The 24,585-nt window shown below is 48.3% G+C and carries 19 protein-coding genes; 17 read left to right on the top strand and 2 right to left on the bottom strand.

Annotated features, from left to right (window positions below; translation table 11 throughout):
* Positions 1 to 3: 3 nt before the first annotated feature.
* Positions 4 to 639 carry an efflux RND transporter periplasmic adaptor subunit gene (locus AB3N00_RS07895; protein ID WP_175399808.1) on the bottom strand — a complete coding sequence of 212 codons (636 nt, stop codon included), beginning with the start codon at positions 637 to 639 and terminating at the stop codon, positions 4 to 6.
* Between the two features lie 160 nt (positions 640 to 799).
* Here AB3N00_RS07895 and AB3N00_RS07890 point away from each other — a divergent pair, with 160 nt between their 5' ends.
* The 3 genes from AB3N00_RS07890 (at position 800) to AB3N00_RS07880 (ending at position 2,216) form a co-directional block, all read left to right on the top strand.
* Positions 800 to 1,264, top strand: coding sequence for a hypothetical protein (locus AB3N00_RS07890; RefSeq protein ID WP_413034055.1), 465 nt, complete (start codon positions 800 to 802; stop codon positions 1,262 to 1,264).
* Positions 1,265 to 1,391: 127 nt separating this feature from the next.
* Positions 1,392 to 1,598 (top strand): YwbE family protein, encoded by a 207-nt coding sequence (locus AB3N00_RS07885; protein ID WP_095287993.1) that lies wholly within the window; start codon positions 1,392 to 1,394, stop codon positions 1,596 to 1,598.
* Positions 1,599 to 1,619: 21 nt separating this feature from the next.
* On the top strand, positions 1,620 to 2,216 hold the full coding sequence (locus AB3N00_RS07880; RefSeq protein ID WP_413034054.1) for a DUF4269 domain-containing protein: 597 nt from the start codon (positions 1,620 to 1,622) through the stop codon (positions 2,214 to 2,216).
* Positions 2,217 to 2,225: 9 nt separating this feature from the next.
* Here AB3N00_RS07880 and AB3N00_RS07875 read toward each other — a convergent pair whose 3' ends face one another.
* Complete coding sequence (locus AB3N00_RS07875) at positions 2,226 to 3,599, bottom strand: hypothetical protein (protein ID WP_413035218.1); 1,374 nt, start codon at positions 3,597 to 3,599, stop codon at positions 2,226 to 2,228.
* A 465-nt stretch (positions 3,600 to 4,064) separates the two neighbouring features.
* Between AB3N00_RS07875 and AB3N00_RS07870 the strand changes: the two genes are divergently transcribed.
* From AB3N00_RS07870 to AB3N00_RS07805, 14 genes are all read left to right on the top strand, one after another.
* Positions 4,065 to 5,888: a histidine kinase gene (locus AB3N00_RS07870; RefSeq protein ID WP_413034053.1), complete on the top strand. Its 1,824-nt coding sequence runs from the start codon at positions 4,065 to 4,067 to the stop codon at positions 5,886 to 5,888.
* Entirely contained in the window at positions 5,863 to 7,476 is a 1,614-nt protein-coding gene (locus AB3N00_RS07865) for a helix-turn-helix domain-containing protein (RefSeq protein ID WP_413034052.1), read from the top strand. Before AB3N00_RS07870 ends, AB3N00_RS07865 begins: the two co-directional genes overlap by 26 nt.
* Positions 7,477 to 7,657: 181 nt before the next feature.
* Positions 7,658 to 8,644: an ABC transporter permease gene (locus tag AB3N00_RS07860; protein ID WP_175399815.1), complete on the top strand. Its 987-nt coding sequence runs from the start codon at positions 7,658 to 7,660 to the stop codon at positions 8,642 to 8,644.
* 17 nt (positions 8,645 to 8,661) lie between these two features.
* Positions 8,662 to 9,570, top strand: coding sequence for a carbohydrate ABC transporter permease (locus AB3N00_RS07855; RefSeq protein ID WP_413034051.1), 909 nt, complete (start codon positions 8,662 to 8,664; stop codon positions 9,568 to 9,570).
* Between the two features lie 147 nt (positions 9,571 to 9,717).
* The gene (locus tag AB3N00_RS07850) at positions 9,718 to 11,241 is read left to right on the top strand and encodes an ABC transporter substrate-binding protein (RefSeq protein WP_413034050.1); all 1,524 of its coding nucleotides are present in this window, start codon (positions 9,718 to 9,720) and stop codon (positions 11,239 to 11,241) included.
* A 131-nt stretch (positions 11,242 to 11,372) separates the two neighbouring features.
* The gene (locus AB3N00_RS07845) at positions 11,373 to 12,071 is read left to right on the top strand and encodes a hypothetical protein (RefSeq protein ID WP_413034049.1); all 699 of its coding nucleotides are present in this window, start codon (positions 11,373 to 11,375) and stop codon (positions 12,069 to 12,071) included.
* Between the two features lie 310 nt (positions 12,072 to 12,381).
* Complete coding sequence (locus AB3N00_RS07840; RefSeq protein ID WP_413034048.1) at positions 12,382 to 14,148, top strand: sensor histidine kinase; 1,767 nt, start codon at positions 12,382 to 12,384, stop codon at positions 14,146 to 14,148.
* Between the two features lie 57 nt (positions 14,149 to 14,205).
* Positions 14,206 to 15,828 carry a response regulator transcription factor gene (locus tag AB3N00_RS07835; RefSeq protein WP_413034047.1) on the top strand — a complete coding sequence of 541 codons (1,623 nt, stop codon included), beginning with the start codon at positions 14,206 to 14,208 and terminating at the stop codon, positions 15,826 to 15,828.
* Between the two features lie 129 nt (positions 15,829 to 15,957).
* Complete coding sequence (locus AB3N00_RS07830; protein WP_413034046.1) at positions 15,958 to 17,640, top strand: sugar ABC transporter; 1,683 nt, start codon at positions 15,958 to 15,960, stop codon at positions 17,638 to 17,640.
* A gap of 246 nt (positions 17,641 to 17,886) precedes the next feature.
* Positions 17,887 to 18,777, top strand: coding sequence for an ABC transporter permease (locus AB3N00_RS07825; RefSeq protein ID WP_413034045.1), 891 nt, complete (start codon positions 17,887 to 17,889; stop codon positions 18,775 to 18,777).
* A gap of 30 nt (positions 18,778 to 18,807) precedes the next feature.
* Positions 18,808 to 19,686: a carbohydrate ABC transporter permease gene (locus tag AB3N00_RS07820; protein ID WP_413034044.1), complete on the top strand. Its 879-nt coding sequence runs from the start codon at positions 18,808 to 18,810 to the stop codon at positions 19,684 to 19,686.
* Between the two features lie 38 nt (positions 19,687 to 19,724).
* On the top strand, positions 19,725 to 20,834 hold the full coding sequence (locus AB3N00_RS07815) for an arabinogalactan endo-beta-1,4-galactanase (protein WP_413034043.1): 1,110 nt from the start codon (positions 19,725 to 19,727) through the stop codon (positions 20,832 to 20,834).
* Positions 20,835 to 20,871: 37 nt separating this feature from the next.
* Positions 20,872 to 22,944: a beta-galactosidase gene (locus AB3N00_RS07810; protein WP_413034042.1), complete on the top strand. Its 2,073-nt coding sequence runs from the start codon at positions 20,872 to 20,874 to the stop codon at positions 22,942 to 22,944.
* Positions 22,945 to 23,123: 179 nt separating this feature from the next.
* A complete protein-coding gene (locus tag AB3N00_RS07805) occupies positions 23,124 to 24,563 on the top strand; it encodes an NAD-dependent malic enzyme (RefSeq protein WP_413034041.1) in 1,440 nt (479 codons plus the stop codon).
* The last annotated feature ends 22 nt before the right edge of the window (positions 24,564 to 24,585 follow it).

Below are 24,585 nucleotides of genomic sequence, written 5' to 3'. Positions count from 1 at the left end.
ACCTTATATATGAACGCGCACAGTGGCGCTCATGCCTGGTACCACGCCCAGACCTTTGTAACCCTCAATCGTAATGGTGATCGGAATGACCTGTGTAACCTTGGTGTAATTGGCGTTGGTATTGGAGGACGGCAGCAGGGAAAAGGATGAAGCAGTAGCGAGTCCAATCGTATCGACCTTGCCTGTTAATGTGGTATCTGGAAAAGCATCAATGTACACGTCAACAATCTGGCCGCTTTTGATTTTGTCAATGACGGTTTCTTCCACGTTCGCGGTAACATACAAGTTATCAAAGTCATATGCCCTAGCCAGTGGATTCCCGGCAGAAACCAGTGAATTCTCCACAGCGGTGGCCTGTACAATGGTACCGCCAACAGGCATTGTAATCGGAGTGGATTTTCCGCCTGCGGAGACGGTTCCGACCGTATCCCCTTCATTAAACGAAGTGCCTACTTTGCCTTTCCAGGTTTGAAGTTCACCGCTAACGGTGGAAGCGACGGAAACAGGCTGACCGGTGACCGATGCATTATCCGTTTTGACATAGCTGGTGGATTGGTTGTAATAATATATGCCTGCGGCGCCTGCCCCCAAAATCACCAGTATGACAATGATATTGATCAATATGGCACGTGAGTTCATGTGGATCATTCCTCCTAAAATGTTCTTCTGCTGACAATCCTGTTTGGAGCATTCCCGGTACTCTGCTGCTCTATACGAAACAACATGAAATATAATTCGCAGATTGGGGAACCAATATATTGATATGTTGCCCACAGGCGATGACAAGGAGGATGCTTACATGTTGATTATATTGGCAGTAATTGTTGTAATCGGGGTAATTTTTCTCATGATCTTTAATTCAAAATCGACCCGCAGAGCGGCAGAAGCTAGGTCTGCCCAAACTGCTGCGGCAGATCAAGAGCCTGTCCTTCTACAGGAAGAAGAGCAGCGGGACGTAGAAACTGTAGAATCGCTCAATTCGGTGGATTATTCGGAACATGGCGATTCGGAAGAGACAGAGCCTGAACTGCAAAAATCCAGGATGGAGGCGAGCCATCCAGTCAGGGATCAGGGAAATGAAACGAAAGGCAACGATAATGCATATCGTCAGGCTCTGCTCCATTTCCGCACACAATCTGAAACTGAAGAGGAACCAGCCGTAACGGAATCGAAGGATGTTGAAAAAAGTGCAGATGAGGTTTATCGATCTGCATTGAGGGAGATGAAGAGCAAATCATCCGATCCTGATGCAGGCCAGAAATAAGGTTTGCACGTTGTCAAGCAGCGGACATGGCTTTCGTTTTGAATCCAAAAGGTCTACAATAGATGAAGCTTTGTTGAACCTTTAGCTGAATGGATAACGTTGCAAGAGGAAGGAGAAGGATTGCTTTATGAACGGACAACAACGAGTAAACATTAAACCGGGCCTGGAGGTAGATATTGTACTGAAGCAGGATCAGCCTACAGGCAAGCTGACAAGGGGTATCGTCAAGGATTTGCTGACCAAATCCCCTACACATCCCCATGGCATCAAAGTTCGCTTGACAAGTGGACAGGTTGGACGTGTTAAACAGGTCATTACAGGAGCGGCAGAGTGATTCGATGCCCGAGGCTGTGACATGAAGACGGCAGCAGAGGTTATGGCACATCTGGAATCGGGAAACAAACGCCAGCGAGAAGCCCATCGGGTGCTCCTGCAGAGTGAATTGTTCTCCATTCTGAATGAATACACACCTTATCCGGCCGGAACTGTTCCCATTGATGTTGACATTCCAGGCAGTGATCTCGATATATTGTGTGATGCCGAAGATCTGGACGCATTTGAAAGATTGGTGACGCAGCACTATAGCGGGATGCCGAACTTCTCCTGCCAGCGCGGAGTAGGGCTGGCTGATGGACATGCTTATGTGACCTGTTCCTTTCAAGTTGAGGATTGGCCTGTGGAGGTTTTCGCTCAATCGGTACAGGTCATCAGTCAGAATGCTTACCTTCATATGCTCGTAGAGTGGGAGTTGCTGCAGCTCTGGGGTGCTGAAGGGCATGCTCAGATCCGCAGACTGAAGCAGGAAGGGCTGAAGACAGAGCCGGCCTTTGCCGCAGTGCTGGGATTGCAGGGAGATCCTTATATGGAGCTGCTGCGTTTGGCGAGGTGGAGTCGGAATAAGCTGTGGAACTGGGCCCGGCTGCAGACTTCTTTCCAAAAAACAGTTAAATGACTGCACTTATCAAATTAGAAAGATCGCTACAATGGTTGTGACCGTCAATCCCAGCAGTACCGGCTTCAGGTTGCGGCGTGCCAGTTCAAATGGACTGACCCCACAGATGGCAGCTGCCGGAATCAGAGCCCAAGGGATTAAGGTACCTCCACCAACCCAGATGGCTGCCACCTGACCGAGTGCTGTTAATACAGGGGCAGAATCTGCTGTTCCAGCAAACATCGAGGCGATGGAGCCCACCAGTGATATACCCGAAAACCCCGAACCATCCATTCCTGTGACCGCTCCGGTCAAGGTCATCGTTATCGCACCAACCGTGTCATTCAAAGGAACTAAACCCGCAAGAGCAACGCCCAGATCGTTGACTATGCCGTGTGAACCATCGGGCAGGGGATGACTGAACAATTCGGTAATGGCTGCGTCCCCCAGGTAAAAGAAGGCCGCAATCGGTATAACCGGACCAAACACTTTGAATCCAAACTGAAATCCCTCAATTAAATAATTTGTTGTTTCTTCAGGCCCCTCATGCCGATGTGCAGCGAGGGTGACCGCGATCAGAATCAATACCGCCGTGCCACCGATCAGGGCTGTAGCATCCCCGCCCTGAAGCTTGAGAACAAACATCAAAATGACATCCACTGCGAATAGAAGCGGTATAATTAGAGCAAATGCTTTTTGTAATTGTATCGGTATGGCTTGACGTTGTTGGATTGGTGCAATTCCGGCTCCCGGCAGAACTTCAGTTGGTGACGTGAGACCGTTTAACGCTTCACCTGGAACAGGATGGCGAACCGGAGCTGCCACTCCAGTCTTCATCTCGTTTCGCAGCATCCAGAAGGCTGTCACTGTGGATACCACACCCATAACGATTACGAGGGGAATACTGGCCGTCATAACGGAGGTAACCGGAAGACCGGCTGCGTCAGCAGTCAATTTGGGAGCCCCTTGAATGATATAGTCTCCCGAGAGGGCGATACCGTGACCGAAGAGGTTCATCGCAATGGCAGCCCCGATGGGCGGAAGTCCCACACGAACTGCTACCGGAAGCAAGACTGCCCCAACCAGAGCCACCGCAGGCGAAGGCCAAAAAAACAGGGAGACGGTCATCATGATGAGTCCAATTCCCCAATAGGCCACTTGTGGTGAACGAATAAATCGGGTTAACGGAGCGACCATCACTTCATTAATACCTGTGCGAATCAGCACCCGACTCATGGCTACAATGATCGAGATAATAAAGATTGTGCTGAGCAGTTCTTTCGCGGCATAGACGAAACTATTAAAGATTCCTGACACCGCACCACTTAATGTCTCTGTTGCCAGTAATCCGATCGTTAATACACCGGCCACACAGATGATTGTGGTATCCCGGCGCCGGATCATGACGGCAACGATGAGCACGATAAAAGCCAAATATACATAATGCAGCGGTACCAATTGAATATTCACACCACATGCCTCCTTCCACCTTAGTCCTAAGGCGTGCTATATCGTATGCATGTCAGGACCGGGCGTTCATGGAGAAGAGGAGAGCAGAGAAGCTTTATTTTGGGGAATGGCGCAAGTGTGACAGACAGCAGGATTTTTTTTACAAATGGAGAATGGGTAGACCATACAGAGTGGAAGTGTTTACTGAATCAGGTCACCATAGATGACAGAGTTAGGTCACTTAAACATATAGACAATACGTAATCCGCATGCTTACAATGAACATGCCAGCATAAAGGAAGAAATATGGAAAAATGGCAGCCTTGAGAAAGTATCAAAAAACAATGAACTATTTATTTTTGATAACGTTTACAGGTTTGAGAGCAATACAATTCAATGATAACAAGAGGGCGGGAATCCATGAACTTTATCCGTTCATTGCGTTTCAAATTCATGATTGGCTTGACACTTATTATGCTGCCGTTGTTCCTGCTGCTGTACTATAACAATGTCTATGCGATAAGAGTTGTGCGCGATAAAGTATCTCTCACCAACATGAATCATCTTGCGAAAAGTGTAGAGCAGAATGAGCGAGTACTGCAGGAAACCAATCGGTACTTATACAGTCTGGGCGAGCGTGACCCGGATATTATTTCACTTTTTTTCCTGAAATACGGCAGCGGGGATTACATCATCGCCAAACAGCGAATCATGAACAAATTTATGACAGATATCGGATTTTACAATCTGATTGATTCCTTTTTCCTATATGATGCGGTGAATGATGACCTGCTGCTGGCGACTTCGGGCAGTTATGATGTCAAAATGTCACTTGTGAGGGAGAGCATGCCTGTTCAGATGACGCAATTGGACGATGAAATCCAGCAGCCGGAATGGAGCATTGTTCGCGGCGGGGCTTGGAATGCACTGGTCAAAACAGTAAGAATCAACCAGCAGTTCTACGCTGGTGCACTTGTGGATATGAACGCGCTGAATCATCCCGAACAATTCACGGAATCCGGTGAGCGGGGAGGCGCAGTCATCGTTGATAGCAATGGGGATGCACTGTCGGGTTCTTCCCTGGACCCGGCGCAGATCAAGCTTGCTGCAGCACATCTCTCCGGTCTGGAGAATCCGTACCAGGTCATTTCGGAGGTTACGTCCAAGGGGGATGCAGGTCAATACCTGATGCTGGGTATGCCCTCTGCGATGTCCAAGATGAATTATATTGTTCTGTTGCCGGAAGAGGATATGCTGCGTAACCTGCCCTTTTTTCAGCAGATTATTCGTCTGCTACCTATTGGTGCAGCAGTTATTTTGATCACGGCACTTGTTTTTTTGCGACAGCTGCTGTTTCGACCCATGAATACTCTGATTCGGGGGATGAGACGTGTTAGCCGGGGCGAACTTGATGTGAGGCTGGAACCGCCGGCTTCATCGGAGCTGGAGTTCGTAACCCGTAGTTTCAATCAGATGACAAGCGAGATTCAGCATCTGAAGATTGATGTCTATGAAGAACAGCTGCGCACCAGAGAGGCTGAATTCAAGCAGCTCCAGATGCAAATTAATCCTCACTTTTACCTGAATTCCCTAAATATTATCCACAGCCTGGCTTCACTGCAAAAGCATGAGCTGGTCCAGCAGATGGCCGGACATTTGGCCGATTATTTCCGGTTCAGTCTCCGGGCAGGCAAACGTGTCATCCGGCTGGATGAAGAACTGGAACACATTCGTCACTATTTGGAGATTCAGAAGCTCAGATTTCCGAACAAACTGAATTTTTCCCTGGACGTGGATGAGGGACTTGGCCAGTATGTGTTGCCACCTTTAACACTTCAGCCCTTTGTGGAAAATGCAATCATTCACGGGTTTAAACGGCGTACCGAACCATTTGTCATTCGTATTACAGCCAAAGAAACGAAAACGTTATCCGATGGTGAATCCGAACGAGTGGGGAATGGGGATTGCGTCACCAGATTGAGGCTTTCAGTAGAGGATAACGGCGTAGGGTTTGAGCAGGAAATGCTTACGCGGCTGCAGCAGGGGTTATATGCGGAGGACCCCAGCGGACAGCACATCGGGATCTGGAACGTTGCCCACCGTTTGCTTGTGAAATACAGCGACACAGCGAGATTGGAGTTTCAAAATCCGGATGCTGGTGGAGCAGCGGTCATCCTATATTTGCCCGCCCAGACGGAAGCGGAAGAAGGGGGAACTTATGCGGAACCTGTTAATCGTGGATGATGAGGTCTATGCCCTTCAAGCCATGGTGGAAGGGATTGATTGGAGCTTGGCAGGAATCGATCAGGTATTCAGTGCTGGTGATGCCGAAGAAGCAAGAATGGTACTTCAAAGCCATTCCATTGATATCCTGATCTCAGATATTGAAATGCCGGGGGAAACAGGTCTGGATTTGCAGAGCTGGGTATTGAAGCATGATCCCGGCATACTGACCATTTTTCTGACAGGTCATGCTCTGTTTGACTACGCCCAGACTGCGATCAAGTTAAACAGCTTTGATTATGTGTTAAAACCTGCTCAGGCAGATCAACTGCTCAAGATCGTCACAAAGGCTGTGGACAAAATCAAAGCCGGAGAGCAGCGTTCACGTACCAATAAGATATATGAATCCGTGTATAAACGCTGGCAAACCCATAAACCGCTCCTGACGGAGCGATTCTGGAAAGATGCCATCTCTCAGCGTGTTACCCTGACCAAGCCACGACTGCAGGAGCTGGCCGAGGTATATGGAGCGGAAATTGATCCCCACGCACGCGTTTTGCCGATTGTCATATCGGTAGAGGAATGGGTGAGGGAGTTCGATCTGCGTGATGAGGAGGTGCTGGAATATGCCCTTCGCAATGCAGCCAAGGAGATGATACTTGGCGAACAGCCGGGGGAAGTATTCCAGGACCATAGCGGTCTGAATATTGTACTCGCGTATGAACAAGGTGGCGTCACACCGATTGCAAGCCAAGTTGCTAGGGATTGCCAAGTGTACATTCAGGAGTGCGGGACGTACTTCTACTGCCGCTTGTCCTGTTATGTGGGCGTTCCTGTTGCAGTGACCGAACTGCAGGGCCTTTTGAACGAACTGATGGATATGGAGCGCCGTAATATCAGGGAGCTTGAAGGAGTCTTCGTGTATGACGAGCAGGGCAGGGAACCGGAGGATCGCTTCTTGCCGATCCCGTGGTTCTCCGAGTTGTCCATTTTGTTCGAAACAGGCAAAGTTGACGATCTTCGGGAGCGCGTGGATGAAATATTCGAGCTGCTGGCTGCCCAGGAACAGTTATCTCCTGAGATTCTGCGCCTGTTCTATCATGCCATGCTGCATGTGGTCTATCCCCTGCTTCATCAGAAAAGTGTATCCGTACGCAGCCTGTATCCGGGTGAACGGGAGCCGGAAGAGAGCATGGTAACCCGTTCCCTGCCGCAATTGAAGCATTGGACATTGGATCTCATTAACCGTGCCATTCCGATCTTGTATCCGGATGGTCACAGCCCCATGACGGTTGTTGATCAACTGTGCATATATATCGAAAACCATATTGGCGAGGATCTGATGCGGGAGGAGTTGGCATCTTTTGCAGGCTTCAACCCTGCATATCTGTCCCGCCTGTTTCGGAAGGAGAAGGGCATGTCTCTCTCTGAGTTTATTTTGCAGCGCCGGGTAGCCAAAGCAAAAATGTTATTATCCGAGTCAACCGTCAAGGTAACCGATATTGCGGGCAAGGTGGGCTACTATAATTACTCCCATTTCACGAAAATGTTCAAAAAGTGCACGGGCATTACCCCACAGGAGTTTCGCAAACAGTCCCGAACCGTCTAGCGCTGACGCAGCATGCTGCGTCTTTTGTTTTGTTTCATGCAAAAGTCATCATTTGATAAGTGAAAAGGTCACCACAGCAGATAGTGGGCCGGAACTCCCCGCCGTATACTTGAACCACAGGATACACAGCGGTGCTTTCATCCTGAGGAAGGAAATCAAGAGGAGTGAGGGAGAAGAGGTTATGAATACACAACCCCAGGCGGGTAAGGGCGTACGGATATCGGATATACCGGAACGATCGGTCCGCAAGCGAAAGTCTGTATGGTACAATCTTGGGAAATTTAAAGTGCTGTATCTCATGTTTTTGCCAGGAATTCTGTTTCTGCTGGTGAACAATTATATGCCGATGTTTGGGGTCCTGATTGCGTTCAAAAATGTGAACTACGCCGACGGTATTTGGGGCAGTCCCTGGAGCGGCTGGGATAACTTCAAGTATTTGTTCTCGACAAGTGATGCTTGGGAGATCACTCGTAACACCATCGCTTATAACACCGTATTCATTGCGCTGAATTTGGTAGTAGGAGTAGGACTCGCCATTCTGCTTAATGAAGTGAAGAACAAAGCGATGTCCAAACTGTATCAATCACTCATGCTGCTGCCTTACTTCCTGTCCATGATCGTGGTCAGCTACCTGGTTCTGGCCTTTCTCGGCAAGGATTCGGGTTTTATGAACTCGACGATTCTGCAACTCTTTGGCGGTCAGCCGATTGACTGGTACTCGGAGCCAAAGTATTGGCCTTACATTCTACCGATTGTGAACACGTGGAAAAACATTGGATACTATGCCGTCATTTATTTGGCAGCTGTCGTGGGCATCGATGAAGAATACTATGAAGCCGCTGTGCTGGACGGAGCAAGCAAGTGGCATCAGATCCGGTTTATCACGGTTCCGTTTCTGGTCCCCCTAATTGTCATTATGACACTGCTCCAGATCGGCCGGATTTTCTACGCGGATTTCAGTCTGTTCTATCAGGTTCCACTGGAATCGGGGGCTTTGTTCCCGGTAACGAATGTCCTGGATACCTATGTGTACCGCACATTCCTCATCGGCGGCGACATCGGAATGTCTTCTGCGGCCGGGTTGTATCAGGCAGTTGTCGGGTTTGTACTTGTACTTGTATCCAATACAATCGTCCGAAGAATGGATAAAGATAATGCACTATTTTGAGAGGAGGCAAGTCAGCTGTGAAATCACGTGATCCATTAGCCGTGTCGCGACGTTCCGCGTCCATCATTCACGGCATGTTCATCTTTTATGCCATTGCCTGCATCGTGCCCATCCTGCTTGTCTTCGCCATCTCCTTCTCGGACGAGACAACCGTTGTCGCGAATGGGTATAAGCTGATTCCCGAAAAATTTAGCCTGACCGCCTATGAGTTTTTGTTCAAGGATATGGATCAGATTATCCACTCTTACGGCATCTCCATTATCGTAACGGTGATAGGTACCATTACCAGTGTGGCGCTGACTGCACTATATGCCTATCCGCTTTCCAGAAGGGATCTGCCTTACCGGGGATGGTTTGCGTTCTTTATTTTCTTCACGATGCTGTTCAACGGGGGGCTGGTCCCTTGGTATCTCGTATACGTCAATGTGCTGGATCTCAAAAATTCCATTCTGGCCTTGATTTTGCCCTTGCTGTTATCGCCGTTCTTCGTTCTGGTCATGCGTACTTTCTTCGCCAATTCCATTCCGGTATCGATTCTTGAATCGGCACGGATCGATGGAGCAGGAGAGCTCCGAACGTTTACACGTATCGTACTGCCGCTCTCCTTACCGGTTATGGCTACCGTGGCGCTGTTCAGTACGCTGAATTATTGGAATGACTGGTATCTCAGCATGATTTTTATTTCCGATAACCGGACGATCAGTCTTCAGTACCTCATGTACCGAACGCTGCTCGATATTCAATATTTAACATCCAACTCCAATGTCTCTTCACAGATTTCGTCACAGGGCGGATTGCTGAATCTACCCAACAAAACGCTGCAAATGGCGATGGCTGTCGTGGGCATCGGTCCGATTGTGCTGGCCTATCCGTTCTTCCAAAGGTACTTCATTAAAGGTCTTACGGTGGGTGCTGTGAAAGGGTAAATCCGGCCCGGTTAGCGGAAAATGGATGATCCCAAGATAGACTGAAAGGGCTTATATACAGTGCAATGAAACATCAGGTCAGACTCGGGTTACATGCGAATTGGGGAAAACGCTCGCAAAGTCTAACATTTATTGGGAGGGGTTCAGTTGGTTAAGTCTTTGAAGGTATGGCCGCGACTCGCGGCAGCCGCTATGGCACTAAGTTTGGTACTTGCAGGATGTTCATCAGACAAAGGTGGCACGACGCAAGGTGCAGAAAGCGGTGGGAATGGAGAAAGCAGCGGCAAATCCTATGAAGTGACTTTGTATTATCCAGGGACACCACAGAAAGACGTAGCATTGGTAGAAGCCGAGATCAACAAAAAAATGGAGCCCAAGATCGGAGCTACTCTCAAGATCAATGCAATCGACTGGGGGCAGTGGGATAATAAGCTCAATCTGATGATCTCTTCCGGAGAAAAGTCGGACATTATTTTTACGGCGGCATGGCAAAATTACACCGTCAATGTGGCAAAAGGGGCATTCCTGCCCCTCAATGATCTGCTTGACCAGTATGGGCAGGATATCAAGAAAAATCTGGACCCTGCCTTTCTGGAAGGTTCCCAGGTGGATGGCGTGAACTATGGCGTTCCGACAAACAAGGAATTGGCAGCTACGCGCGGTGTCCTGGTGCGCCAGGATCTGGCGGATAAATACAAACTCGACCTGACCACGGTAAAAACGTGGTCCGATCTGGAACCCCTGCTGAAAACGATCAAGGAAAACGAACCAGCGGTTACTCCGTTCTACATCTCGAACACCAATGGTAACGGGCTGCTTGAAAACCTCGATTGGGATTATCTCGGTGATGCATCCGTACCTGGAGTCATTTCCAAAACTGCAGGGACAACAACCGTGCTGAATGAAGTGGAGACACCTGAGTTTCAGGAGGCTGCTGCACTGGCGCGCAAATGGTATCAGGCAGGATATATCAATAGTGATGCAGCAACTTCCAATGTGTTTCCAAAGGATCAAGCGAAGGCAGGCAAGGTCTTTATGTGGACCGATGGCATGAAACCGGGGAAGGACAAAGAAGAAGAAGGGTACGTCGGATATCCACTGACTCAGATTGAGATGACGCAGCCAACCATTACTACCGGAGATGCTTCAGGAGCCATGCTGGCGATCTCACGTTCTTCCGAGCAGCCGGAGAAAGCGATGCAGGTTATCAACCTGCTCCACTCTGACAAGGAGATCAACAACTTGCTGAATTTCGGTATTGAAGGCAAGCATTATGTCAAAAAAGACGGCGAGGACAATATTATCACTTTGCCTGAAGGTGTGGATGCCAACAGCCGCACGTATAATCCCGGTGCACAGTGGCAGCTCGGCAACCAGTTCCTGAACTTCCTCTGGGATAATGAAGATCCTCAGAAATGGGAGAAATTCAAGGAGTTTAATGCCAAGGGAGTCAAGTCACCTGCACTCGGCTTTACCTTCAACAGTCAATCTGTCAAAAACGAAATTGCAGCGGTCAACAACGTAAACAAACAGTTTAAACCAGGTATGACCTCTGGTGCGGTAGATCCAAACGAGATGATACCGAAGTATCTGGAGAAGCTGAAAGCAGCAGGCATTGACAAAATTATTGCAGCCAAACAGGAGCAGCTAGACGCATTTCTGTCCAAATAAAACGATAATTCCCTAATTATCAAGGTGTTTTCGGCCAAAGTCGAAGATGCCTTGATTTTTTTTGATATGGATTGTACATCATAATTAGGAAATTTATGATATAATCAGGTAGCTAAATAGGGGGTGTTCCTGTGTCGAGGACGAAATTAGCGTTCTCTGCGATATTACTGCTCTTTGCCATCATTTTTACGTTTAATCACCACCTGGGTTACTCAGTGGGAGACAGGATGTTATCCAAGATGGGGTTATCCCCCTATACCACAGCTTACGTAAGCGGTGTACATATTACGATTTTTATAGGATTAGGCTTATTGGGATGCAGTTTTTATCTAACACGCAAAGTGATCATGCCATCGTATCCACGATTCGCGAAGCGCCTCTGGCTGATCGTCGTGGTCATTATTCTTAGTTATTCCTACATAACAGACAAGGTGATGTATGTTGCCAAATGGGGCTCCACAGGCGTTCATGGGGTATCTTACCTTCAGAATGACAGCTCCTGTATGTACCGCGTATCCCGTGAAGGCAGCACCATCGTGAGCTGTGACCTTACACTTAAAAATTATAGCAGACAACCCGTCGCAGCGGTGCTTCTACCCGACTTGGCCAGAAGCTACAGGCAGCAGGATGATCCCTTATATGACGCCTTGAAATCCGTCGAACTTACACCAGCCCATCTCGAGATCAAGCCTCACGGAACGTTCTCAGGAAAAATTGCATTTTCAGGTGTTGCACAGTCTCCACTCCAGGTGAAGGGCAAGCTCGTCGATATTGTGCTGGATGTGGAAGTAGAGGGTCAGAACATTGTGTTTGATTACACCATGCCATAAAAATAACAGGAGTAAATACATAGCAGCATGATTGCAATTTTAGAATGATGTCATAGTAGTTTATCCGCGAGGAGCTGGCCGGTATCGGCTGGCTTTTTTTGTGATGTTGAAGTTGCAATTAGTGCAGAAATATTGGATTTGTGACCTTTATCCCTTTAATGGTAACGCTTACGCTATTCATAAGCCGGTTTGACGAGGAGCGGATGATACGATGAAGGCGGAGAGACGCATGAGAAAAAAATAGATTGTTTTTACCGCTTACATCATTACAATTAATGTCACGACAATTTTAGACAAGGTGAGATGAAAAATGTCATACCGGACCAATCTGTTTTCCAAAATGGTGATCTTAATCCTGATTATGCTGATTCCGGTCGTATTGCTGTATTGGTACTCGAATCACAAAACGACGGCCGTGCTCAGGGATGAATTGAATCGCTCCAATAGTAACCAGCTCGAATTTTTCCAGAATCAAGTGAATACACACATTGAGTTGTTATCCTCGTGGCCTAATCTGCTTATCCATGACCCGGATATTGCGAGCTTCCGGCGGATTTATGCGGATAGCCGGTATTTTGACCTCGATGCAATCAATCTGGTTAAACGTATTCAAAACAAGCTGAGTATTCAGGAAAGTTCATCGAACTGGACAACAAAATTATATTTGTATTCCCCTTCCATGGGCAGGGTTGTTTCCGAACGGGATGCGCGTTTTTATGATAAGCAGGCACTCAGGGAAAGTATGGTTTCCGGTTGGGATGTGCGCAAGATTGAGGATGGCGAAGACGAAAAATTCATGTTCAGTTGGATTACCGCTTCCCCTTATGGGATCAAGGATCCAGCCGTGAATGCAGAGACCATTATCAAGCTGGAGTTTGATAGCGATAACATTCGGGATATGCTGGACAAGTTCAAGGATGACGGAAGGCATGATCCGTTCTATTACCGGGAAGAATCCGGAGTCATCTACAACCGAACTTCGGATCGTACCCTGACGAATCAGCTGATGGACCAGCTGGCCATTCATAAACTTCAGGATGTGGACAACCGTACCGTGGTCATCGACAACGAACCTTACATGGTGAACACGGTTAAATCCAGTACAACAGGCTGGTATTTGGTGGATTATATGCCCCTGTCCGATATTTTGAAACCCATTCATCAATCGAATGTCCTGTTCTATTCTTCAATGATTTGTCTGCTTGGTATGAGTTTCCTTGCTGCCTATCTGTTGTACGTCCAGGTGCAGGTACCCGTGAAGCAGCTTATTCGTGGCTTCCAGCGATTGAAGCAGGAAGATTACTCGGTACGAATTGAACCGAAGGGCCGAAATGAGTTCAGCTTTTTGTCCGAGCGATTCAATTCCATGGTGGATCAGATTCAGCAGCTGTTTGAACATGTGTATCTGGAACAGATCCATGTACGCGAAGCCCGTTTGAAGCAGCTGCAATCCCAGATTAACCCGCACTTTTTCTATAATTGTTTTTCTTTTATCACAAGCATGGCGAAGCTGAAACGCGTGGATGCCGTGGTAGCCATGTCACACAATTTATCCAGGTATTACCGTTACACAACAAGGCAGGAACGTGACGTAGTGCCGCTTACAGAGGAAATCGAGTTTGTTACCTGTTATCTGGAAATCCAGCAGATGCGCATGGACCGGATTCGTTATTGTATTGATCTGCCAGAGTACATGTTGCGGCAGGAAGTCCCGCCTCTTATTGTGCAGCCTTTGGTGGAGAATGCGGTAATCCACGGTATTGAAGCGGATGCAGAAGCCGGCGAGATCAGAGTATCTGGGGAAAAACGTGATGGTGCGATGATTCTGAAGGTGGAAGATGACGGAAATGGGATGACCGATGAGGAGCGGAAGAGGCTTCTTGATAAGCTTCGGGGCACGATGGATCAGGAAATGGGCTGCGGACTGTGGAATGTGAATCAGCGGTTGCAGCTGCGATATGGAGAGCAGGCAGGCATAGACATTACAGAATCTTTACTGGGTGGGCTCTGTGTGACCTTATCTTGGCCTGCAGAAGATGAGATATGTGATGAAGCAGTGCCCATAGCGAACGATTGACAGAATTTCGAGAGTGAAAATTATATTGCGAATGTAACAGACAGGGAGTGACGCGCTTTGATCGATATACTGCTGGTTGATGATGAAACGTATGTAACGGAAAGTCTGGAGATGACCATTCCCTGGGGCGAGCTTGGGGTAACGACGGTGCTGCGTGCAGCGTCCGGCAAGGAAGCGTTGGAGATCATGGAGGAAAATGCAGTTGATATTGTGGTTACCGATATTCGCATGCCGGGTATGACGGGACTGGACCTGATCGCAGAGGTAAGCAGCAGATGGTCTCATATCCGCTGTATTCTACTGACCGGGCACAGTGATTTTGATTATGCCAAGAAGGCGATTCAGCTGCAGGCATCCGATTATATCCTTAAACCCGTGAATGATGAAGAGTTTATGGCATCCGTATCGGCTGCCATTACGTCTCTCCGAGGGGAGTGGGATGAGTTTGATAAATATCACCGGCTCCTGTACAGCCGGAAGTCGGATTATAAAATTTTGCGTGAAAATCTGATGCACGACCTGCTGCTTGGCCGTGAAATCACGACACGTGCACTTCGTGAACAGTTACAGCAATATGAGATCGGACTTGAACCGGAACAACCGGTAGTCATGATACTCATCCGTCTTACAGGCCGATTCTCCTCCATGGATCAGCAGTCACTAGACTTGATGGACTTTGCGGTAGGCAACATTGCAGAGGAAGTTCTCGGGGAACGATTTAAAGTTTGGTTTGCACACGGGCCGCATGAGTGTCTGGTTATGTTCCTACAAAATCAGGGGCCTTTGGATGAAGCGCCCTTCAATCAGGAAACATTGAGAGGACCGATGGACACCTTCCGGGAGCATGTCATTCGCTATTTGCAGGGAGATCTGTCCATGGTGGTTACACCTCCATTCCCTTTTAGTGAAATGACAGCGGCCTATCGCAGAAGCCTGGGATCGCTTGTTCTTTCCGGTCCGGAAGAAAACAAGATTATTTTCATGGACAAGGATATGACGCAGCGGATGGAGAATGATGCAGCGCAAGCCCTGGAAGAGCTCTATAAGCCTCCCGTTCTGCCCCAGTTACTCGAAACGAAGCAGTGGGAAGCCGCAGCGAGCAAGCTTAACGCTGTTTTTGACGCGGCAGATCGCGTGTGCCTATCCAGGGAGCATGTGTATGAGATGTATTTGTCTGTAACCAATGCGTTTATGTATATCGCACACAAGCAGGGCCATCTGGTACACGAGATCGATCATGCAGGCTTCGACCTGCTGCTTGCGCATCAGTTGATCCAATCACCTGAACGGTTGCGGCGCTGGGCAACGGAGATGCTTGCGAAGCTTCAGGAAGAGTTGTCGGATCAGGCAGGAACACAAAGCCGCAGGCATGTCATCAAACAGGTTCAGGAAATGGTCACGAGAGACACCGGGCAGGATCTGTCCGTGAAGATGATTGCCGACAAGGTTTACCTGCACCCCGTGTATTTGTCGAAGATTTACAAAGCCGAAACCGGCGAAGGACTTGGAGACTACATGATCCGCATGCGAATGGAGCGTGCGTTATATCTGCTCAAGAATAGCAATAAAAAGATCTATGAGATTACGAGTGAACTGGGGTATCAGAATCCGCAATATTTCAGCAAAATGTTCAAAAAGCATTACGGCATGACCCCGAATGAATTCCGTGACCAGGCATAAATTTAACCTCCATTCCAATATATAGGTTGCCAAAGGTGCAGAAATCTTGTTTTCGTGACATAGGCTGAAAGGCCCGGCAGGCCTATAATGAAAGGGTAACCAAAACGATTGATTGAAGGGGGAACAACAATGAGAGCGAAATCTACAAAAAAGAGATGGCTGCCGCTCCTAGCTATGACAACGTGTTTGGCTGTCATTCTTGCTGCATGTGGAGGAGGCAGTGGCGGTGAGAGTGCGGGCTCCAGCTCGTCTGCCATTGAAAACGAATACAAAGAAAAATATGATCCGGAAGTCACTATTACGACAGCGTGGGGAATCGATCCTGAGCTGAAATTTAAAAATGGTGAATCCATGGAAAATAACGTGGCAACCAAGTGGGCCAAAGAGAAGTTTGGTATTAACATCAAGTCCCTGTGGTCCGTTACGGACACGAATGGAGCATTTGCAACCAAGCTGCGTTTGGCCATGTCTTCCGGTCAAGAGATGCCTGATGTGGTAACGGTGGGAGACAACCTGCTTGCTCAGGATCTGATCGATTCCGGCATGTACCAGGAAGTCGGTCCACTCTTCGATAAATACGCATCGGATACATGGAAGAAAGCCATGGAACAGGATCCGAACGTATGGAACCAATACAGCCGTGACGGCAAAAGAATGGGTATTCCGGTATTGGATTATGCATACAACAATGATTATCTGCTCTGGATTCGTCAGGACTGGCTGGACAAGCTGAACTTGAAAGCACCGAAAACGATCGACGAGCTCGAAACGGTCATGGAGGCATTCAAAAATCAGAATCCGGACGGCTTGGCTCCGGACAAGGTCATTCCACTGAGCATTGGTTTCAAAACGTCCATGAACACATGGATGGGGGATCCATCCTGGATTTTCGGAGCTTACGGAACACTGCCGTTCCAATGGAATCTGGGTGCAGATGGCAAGCTGGAATATGGCTCCATTAATCCTGGCATGAAACAGGGTTTGACGAAATTGAGCGAATGGCTCAAAAAGGGATATATTCCGCAGGAAGCAGCCTTGTGGGATGAAAACAAAACAGCCGAGCCTGCAGTGGCCGGTACGGCCGGTATTATTCCAGGCCCGTACTGGATGAGCGGATGGCCGCTGCTGGATACGGTGAAAAATGTGCCAAGTGCCGTTTGGAAACCGATTGAAATTCCAGTTGGACCCGAAGGGAAAGCGATGCGTCACGGTACACAGTTTGTTAACGGTGTCATCCTGATCAAGAAAGACATGGAACATCCTGAAGCATTCTTCACTTATGAGAACTATCTGTTCGACAACTATGCGGATCCTGCACCAGGAAGCCCGTATGATAACGGTCTATTTGAAAAATATGACTATCAATTGGATGCAAACGGCAAACAAATGCCGATTGATCAAATCGAAGGCGGATATGTCAACGTTGTCCGTTACCTGCTCGTACGTGATGGTGCCCGTATTCCGGATGCACAGATGAAAGCTCTGCTGAATCTGGCTGACGGCAAAGAGCCTGAAACGAAGCTGGAGAAGGATGTTGCCGTTAACTATGGTAAGGAAACGCCTGCTGCCGCGAAAGTGCTTCTGGCTCAGGAAGAGATTTCATTCAAGAACATGTTCACAGGCCCAACAACAGCAACGATGAAATCCAAGCTGGACTATCTGAACAAAATCGAGAATCAGGCATTTAACGAAATTATTTATGGCAAGAATCCTGTTGATGCGTTTGATACATTTGTTCAAACGTGGAAATCAGGCGGTGGTGATCAAATCACACAAGAGGTCAACGAGTGGTATGACAGCGTGAAAAAATAATCTTTATTCGGCGCACAGACAGTATAAGTTTGTGCGCCTTTTTGCCGTTTTGGATGAGAATTTGCTTGCTATAAATGTTAGTTCACAGGGGAGAAGTGGCAGGAAATACAGCAGGTCCAAAGTGGTTGCTTTTGTGCCATTTATATTGCTTTTATGTGCTGTTTGACCTATGCAAACGGTTGATATAATCGCAGTATAAGCCACTCAGGGTGTACTTGAGTAGGAAGAATTACAGGGGGAGCAATCATGAGAACTTTGAAACGAACTTGGCCATTCCACGTAATGCTGCTGCCAGCCATCATCTTTCTGATCATATTCAGTTACATTCCCATGGGCGGCATTGTCATGGCATTTCAAAACTATAAGCCTTGGCTTGGCATAAGCGGCTCGGAATGGGTCGGGCTGGATAATTTCCGATTCTTGTTTGAACGTCAAGACAGCCTGCAGGTCATTTGGAATACATTGATCATTGCTGTACTTAAACTGATATTTAATTTATTTGTACCTTTTGTTTTTGCCATTTTGTTGAATGAAATTCGCAAGATGGCTATACAACGAACCATCCAGACACTGGTGTACTTGCCTCACTTCTTGTCCTGGGTTATCCTGGGCGGGATTTTGATCGATCTGCTATCGACAGGTGGCTTGGTTAACAGGGTGCTGGGAAGCTTTGGACTCGGGCCATACTTTTTCCTTGGTGACAACAGCTGGTTCCGTACGACGGTCATTCTGACGGATGTGTGGAAGGAATTTGGCTATAACATGATTGTGTTTCTGGCTGCCCTTGCCGGGATTAATCCCGCGCTCTACGAAGCAGCCGAAATCGACGGGGCTGGAAGATGGAAACAAACGCTGCACATCACAATTCCTTCACTTGTGCCGATGCTGATGGTGGTTGGAACACTGGCTCTCGGAAATGTACTCAATGCCGGATTTGACCAGATTTTCAACTTGTACAATCCGCTCGTCTATCAAACGGGTGACATCATTGATACATTCGTATATCGTTCAGCCATGCAAAATGGCGAGATGGGCTTCGCCACTGCAATCGGATTGTTCAAGTCTGTGATCAGCATGATTTTGATTCTTGTATCCTACAGCTTAGCCAAAAAATACGCCGGATACCGCATATTCTAATCGAATGAACAAAAGAAAGAAGGGACCACGATGTATCACAAATCATTGCCTTATCGCGTGTTTAATATAGTCAACACCTGCTTTCTGATCCTGGTTGCCATCATGTGTATCGTACCAATGATTCATGTTCTGGCGGTGTCTTTCAGCTCGAAGGCAGCCGCCGATGCCAATCTAGTTAATCTCTGGCCTGTCGGCTTCTCGCTAGAGGCCTACAAAAAAACGATGAATAATCCAATCTTCCTGAACTCGCTCTGGATTTCCCTGCTTCGTACCGTCATTGGTACGGCGATTACCCTGCTGATAACCTTTTTGGCGGCGTATCCGTTGTCCAAGGAAAATAGTGAATTTAAAGGAAGAACAATATATTCATGGATTTTCGTTTTTAGTATGATCTTTAATGGAGGACTGGTTCCGTTCTACATGGTTATTCAGAAGATCGGCCTGATGGATTCCTTCTGGGTGCTGGTACTCCCGGGTGCAGTCAACACCTTCCTGGTCATTCTGATGCTCAACTTCTTCCGCGGTATTCCAAAAGAGCTGGAAGAAGCGGCATTGATGGATGGGGCCAACCATTTCAGAACACTTTTCACGATCTTCCTGCCCATTTCCATGCCGTCCATTGCAACAATTGCCTTGTTCAGCATGGTGTTCCACTGGAACTCTTGGTTTGACGGTTTGTTATACATGAATAACGCCAAGGATTATCCGCTGGCTACATTTATGCAAACGGTCATTATCGGACGGGATATGAGCAGTATGAGCATGAATCCCAAAGAAATGGAGGCACTCTCGCAAACCACGGTAAGAGCAGCTCAAATTTTCATTGGAAGTGCACCGATCCTGATTGTGTATCCATTCCTGCAGCGTTTCTTTGTTAAAGGCATGACACTGGGTTCAGTTAAAGGCTGAGCCTGGTCATCAAATCTAATCCAATGGAGGTTGAACAAGTGAGCAACTTGGAGAATAAGCCATTCATTCTTGGAATGGATGTGTCTTTTATGGATGAAATTGAACAGCATGGAGGGAGCTACAGCGACGCGGACGGCCAGCAACAGGACTTGCTGTCGATCCTGAAGCTGGGCGGTGCTAACGCGATACGGATGCGGATCTGGAACGATCCAGTAGGAGGATTCTGCAACCTGGAGCGAACTGTGGCAGTCGCCAAGCGGATCAAAGAACAGGGAATGCAGTTTCTGCTAGACTTCCACTACTCCGATCGCTGGGCTGATCCGGCCAACCAGTGGAAGCCCAAAGCATGGGAGAATCTGTCCTATGAGGAGCTCCAGCGGGCCGTTTGTACATACACGGCAGATGTGCTCCGCACTTTGCAAGAGAATAACGCTCTGCCTGATATGGTACAGGTGGGTAACGAAATCACACCTGGCATGTTGTGGGATGAAGGGCGAGTAAGTGGTGAAGAGCACGACACCGACGAGCAGTGGGAACGTTTTGCAGGACTGGTCAAGTACGGCATCGCCGCAGTTAAATCCGTTGACTCGAATATCAACATCATGATCCATATTGATCGTGGCGGCGATAACGTGGAGAGCAGAAAGTTTTATGACCGCTTTGAAGCACTGGGCGTGGAGTTTGATACCATTGGGCTCTCGTATTACCCTTGGTGGCATGGAACATTGGACGCGCTGCGTGACAATCTGCACGACCTGGCAGCCAGATATGGCAAGCCGATCAATGTGGTTGAAACCGCTTATCCATGGACATTGGAGCAGCCTGAAGAACACGAGTGGATTCTGAATCAGGAAGAGCTGCTGCTGCCCGGTTATCCGGCAAGTGTGGAAGGTCAGACGCGTTATCTTCAGGATCTGCTGCAGATTATTCGCGAAGTTCCTGGAGGATTGGGTCAGGGTTTTTATTATTGGGAACCTGCCTGGATACCAAGTAAACCGGAATGGTCTGTTGGACATCCGAACAACTGGGGCAATCTGACGATGTTTGATTTTAAAGGCCGGAAATTGGAATCGTTTACAGCGTTGACTGCCGGTAAACATTCGGAAAACAAAACGGATACGCTGAAGGGATCGGCATTGATCAAATAGAGTGCTACAAAATGCAATAGGCAAAGGAGATGCAAACATGACATATAAATATCCACCCGTTAGTACGAAGGTGCCACGCATGCTGCATGGTGCAGATTATAACCCGGAGCAGTGGCTCAAATATCCTGAAGTGCTCGAAGAAGATATCCGCTTGATGAAACTTGCCAAGTGCAATGTGATGTCCATCGGCATCTTTTCATGGGTATCGCTAGAACCCGAGGAAGGTGTGTACACCTTTGAATGGCTGGATCGTGTCTTGGATAGGTTTGCTGCGAATGGAATATACGCATTTCTCGCTACACCAAGTGGTGCAAGGCCTGCGTGGATGTCGGCCAAGTACCCGGAAGTACTGCGTGTAGGGGCTAATCGGGTGCGCAACCTGCATGGGTTCCGTCATAACCATTGTTATACTTCTCCTGTATATCGGGAAAAGGTGACGGCAATCAATACGAAACTTGCAGAACGTTATTCGCAGCATCCTGCGGTGATTGGCTGGCATATTTCCAACGAATTCGGCGGAGATTGCCACTGTGACTATTGTCAGGACGCTTTTCGCGACTGGGTGAAAAATAAATATGGCACACTCGATGAGTTGAATCATGCATGGTGGACCACGTTCTGGAGCCATACGGTAACAGACTGGAGTCAGGTAGAGTCTCCTGCACCGCATGGAGAAACACAAGTGCATGCAATGAATCTGGACTGGCGCCGGTTCGTTACGGATCAGACCGCTGATTTCATCGTGCACGAAACCAAGCCGCTCAAAGCAAGTAATCCGGATCTGCCCGTAACCACCAATCTGATGGAATTTTATGAAGGATTGAACTATTGGAAGTTTGCCGACATTCTGGACTTCCTGTCCTGGGACAGCTACCCGACATGGCATGATGCAGATGAGGAAGACAAACTGGCTTCCAGAATAGCGATGATGCATGATATTGTTCGTTCGATCAAAGGCGGGCAGCCGTTCCTGCTGATGGAGAGCACGCCAAGCTCCACGAACTGGCAGGAGACCAGCAAACTGAAACGTCCAGGCATGCATCTGCTGTCTTCGCTTCAAGCGGTAGCACATGGTTCAGACAGTGTGCAGTACTTCCAATGGAGAAAGAGCAGGGGCTCCAGTGAGAAGCTGCACGGAGCTGTAGTGGATCATGTTGGACATGAACACACCCGTGTGTTCAAGGATGTGACGGACGTGGGTACAGCTCTCGAAGGAATGGAAGCTGTGGTTGGCACATCTGTTCCGGCAGAAGTGGCCATCATCTTCGACTGGGAGAATCGCTGGGCGGTGAAGGATTCCCAGGGACCACGCAATATTTGTGTGAAATATGAGCAAACCGTGGAATGGCATTATGATGCGTTTTGGAAAAAAGGAGTACCTGTGGATGTCATCGACATGGATGCCGATCTTTCCAAGTACAAATTGCTGATCGCACCGATGCTCTATCTTGTGCGTGAAGGTGTAGGCGAACGTATTGAACGATTTGTCGAAAATGGAGGAACATTCGTCGCAACCTATTGGTCAGGAATCGTCAACGAGAATGATCTATGCTTCCTGGGAGGCTTCCCTGGCCCACTGCGCAAAACGCTTGGGATCTGGTCTGAAGAAATCGACGGGCTGCACGATCGGGACCAGAACGGGGCAATCCCCGTAAGTGGGAATGAGCTGAAACTGCAAGCTGAGTACGATGCAATCGAATTATGTGACCTGATTCATCTGGAAGGTGCGGAAGCCCTGGCAACCTATCGTTCCGACTTCTATGCCGGACGACCTGCGTTAACGGTTAACCGATTGGGAGCGGGCAAAGCGTATTATATTGCAACACGTTTTACAGCACCGTTCTATGACGATTTCTATGGCCAGCTCATTGTAGACCTTGGGATTGAACGTGCGCTGGAAACCAAACTGCCTGCAGGAGTTACTGCGCATCTGCGTACAGATGGTACATTGGATTACGTATTTGTTCAGAACTATACGCCGGAAACCAAGCAAGTGGAGCTGGACAACCGGTCTTACACTGATTTGCTTCATAGCGATAAAGTAAATGCCCATTTGGATTTGCAGCCTTATGACATCCGTGTCCTGAGAAGAACCGCTGATCGAAAATAACAAAAGAAGATATAGGCTGTCCTAAACGTCATAACCTGACGTGCGGGGTGGCCTTTTTTTGTGCGGAGTATCGTAACGATTGTCACTTTTTCTGGACAAGATAAAGGAAAAGAGTGCATGTGCAGCGAAGAGAAACAGGTAACGTGCAACTCAAGACTTTCAGTCTGGGAGGAATTGGAATGAATCAGAGAAATCTAGACGGCAACAGCATTATTATTCGGCTGGAAATGACAACGAAAGATATCAAGTTCGGCGAAGTGGCTTCGGCCATCTCGGAAGCTGGGGGAGACATCATTGCCATCGACGTGATTTCGACCAATCAGGATGTGAGTGTGCGCGACTTGACGGTTGCGGTAACGGATGCACAGGATAACAGCAAAATTGTAGAAGCGGTCCGCCAGCTTAGAGGGGTATCCATTGTTAACGTATCTGACCGTACGTTCCTGCTGCACCTTGGCGGCAAAATCGAAGTCACTCCCAAAACGCCGATTCATAACCGGGAAGACCTGTCACGTGTGTATACACCGGATGTGGCTCGGGTATGTTCAGCGATTGCGGATGAGCCCGGAAAGGCATTTTCGCTAACCATCAAGCGGAACACGGTAGCCGTTGTATCCGATGGCAGTGCAGTGCTTGGACTGGGGAACATTGGGCCTCGAGCAGCCATGCCAGTTATGGAAGGAAAAGCGATGTTGTTTAAACAGTTTGCAGGTGTGGATGCGTTCCCCATCTGTCTGGATACACAGGATACCGAAGAGATCATTCGTACGGTGAAAGCGATATCACCAGCCTTTGGCGGCATCAATCTGGAGGATATTTCATCTCCGCGTTGCTTCGAAATCGAACGCCGCCTGAATGAGGAGCTGGATATTCCGGTGTTCCATGATGACCAGCATGGTACCGCCGTTGTTTTATATGCGGGTCTGATTAATGCACTTAAACTTGTAGGTAAATCCATTACGGATGTGAAAATTGTCGTCTGCGGCATTGGCGCAGCCGGGGTGGCTTGCAGCAATATTCTCCTGTCGGCTGGAGCCAGTCGGCTGATTGGTGTTGACCGCGAGGGAGCGCTAGTACGGACGCAGACCTATGAGAATGAGGTTTGGAGTGATTATGCCGCCCGTACCAATCCGGAACTGGAGTCAGGTTCACTGCGGGATGTCATTCGCGGAGCGGATGTTTTTATCGGTTTATCGCGTGGTAATCTGTTAACCCGGGAGGATGTGCAGTCCATGGCTAACGACCCAATCGTATTTGCTATGGCGAACCCGGTACCGGAAATTATGCCTGCCGTGGTAGAGGACATCGTGGCTGTCATGGCTACCGGCCGTTCGGATTATCCGAATCAGATCAATAACGTGCTCTGTTTCCCGGGGATCTTCAGGGCTGTTCTGGATTGCCGTGCGACTGAAATTAATGAAGAGATGAAACTGGCTGCGGCCAAGGCGATTGCTTCTGCCGTCTCGGATGAAGAACGCACGCGCTATTATATCATTCCAAGTGTATTCAATGATAAAGTGGTCAAATCGATCCGTAAGCGTGTGGTTGAAGCAGCGGTGAGAACGGGTGTAGCTCGGCGTGTTCCGCGTGAACAGGCCCGAGAAAGTGGGGAAGTGTAATCGTGGACGACAACTCCAATCG

The sequence above is a fragment of the Paenibacillus xylanilyticus genome (assembly GCF_047246825.1).
Classification (GTDB): Bacteria; Bacillota; Bacilli; order Paenibacillales; family Paenibacillaceae; genus Paenibacillus; species Paenibacillus xylanilyticus_B.
The sequence above is the reverse complement of the archived record's forward strand: the minus strand, read 5'-3'. Positions and strand labels throughout refer to the sequence as shown.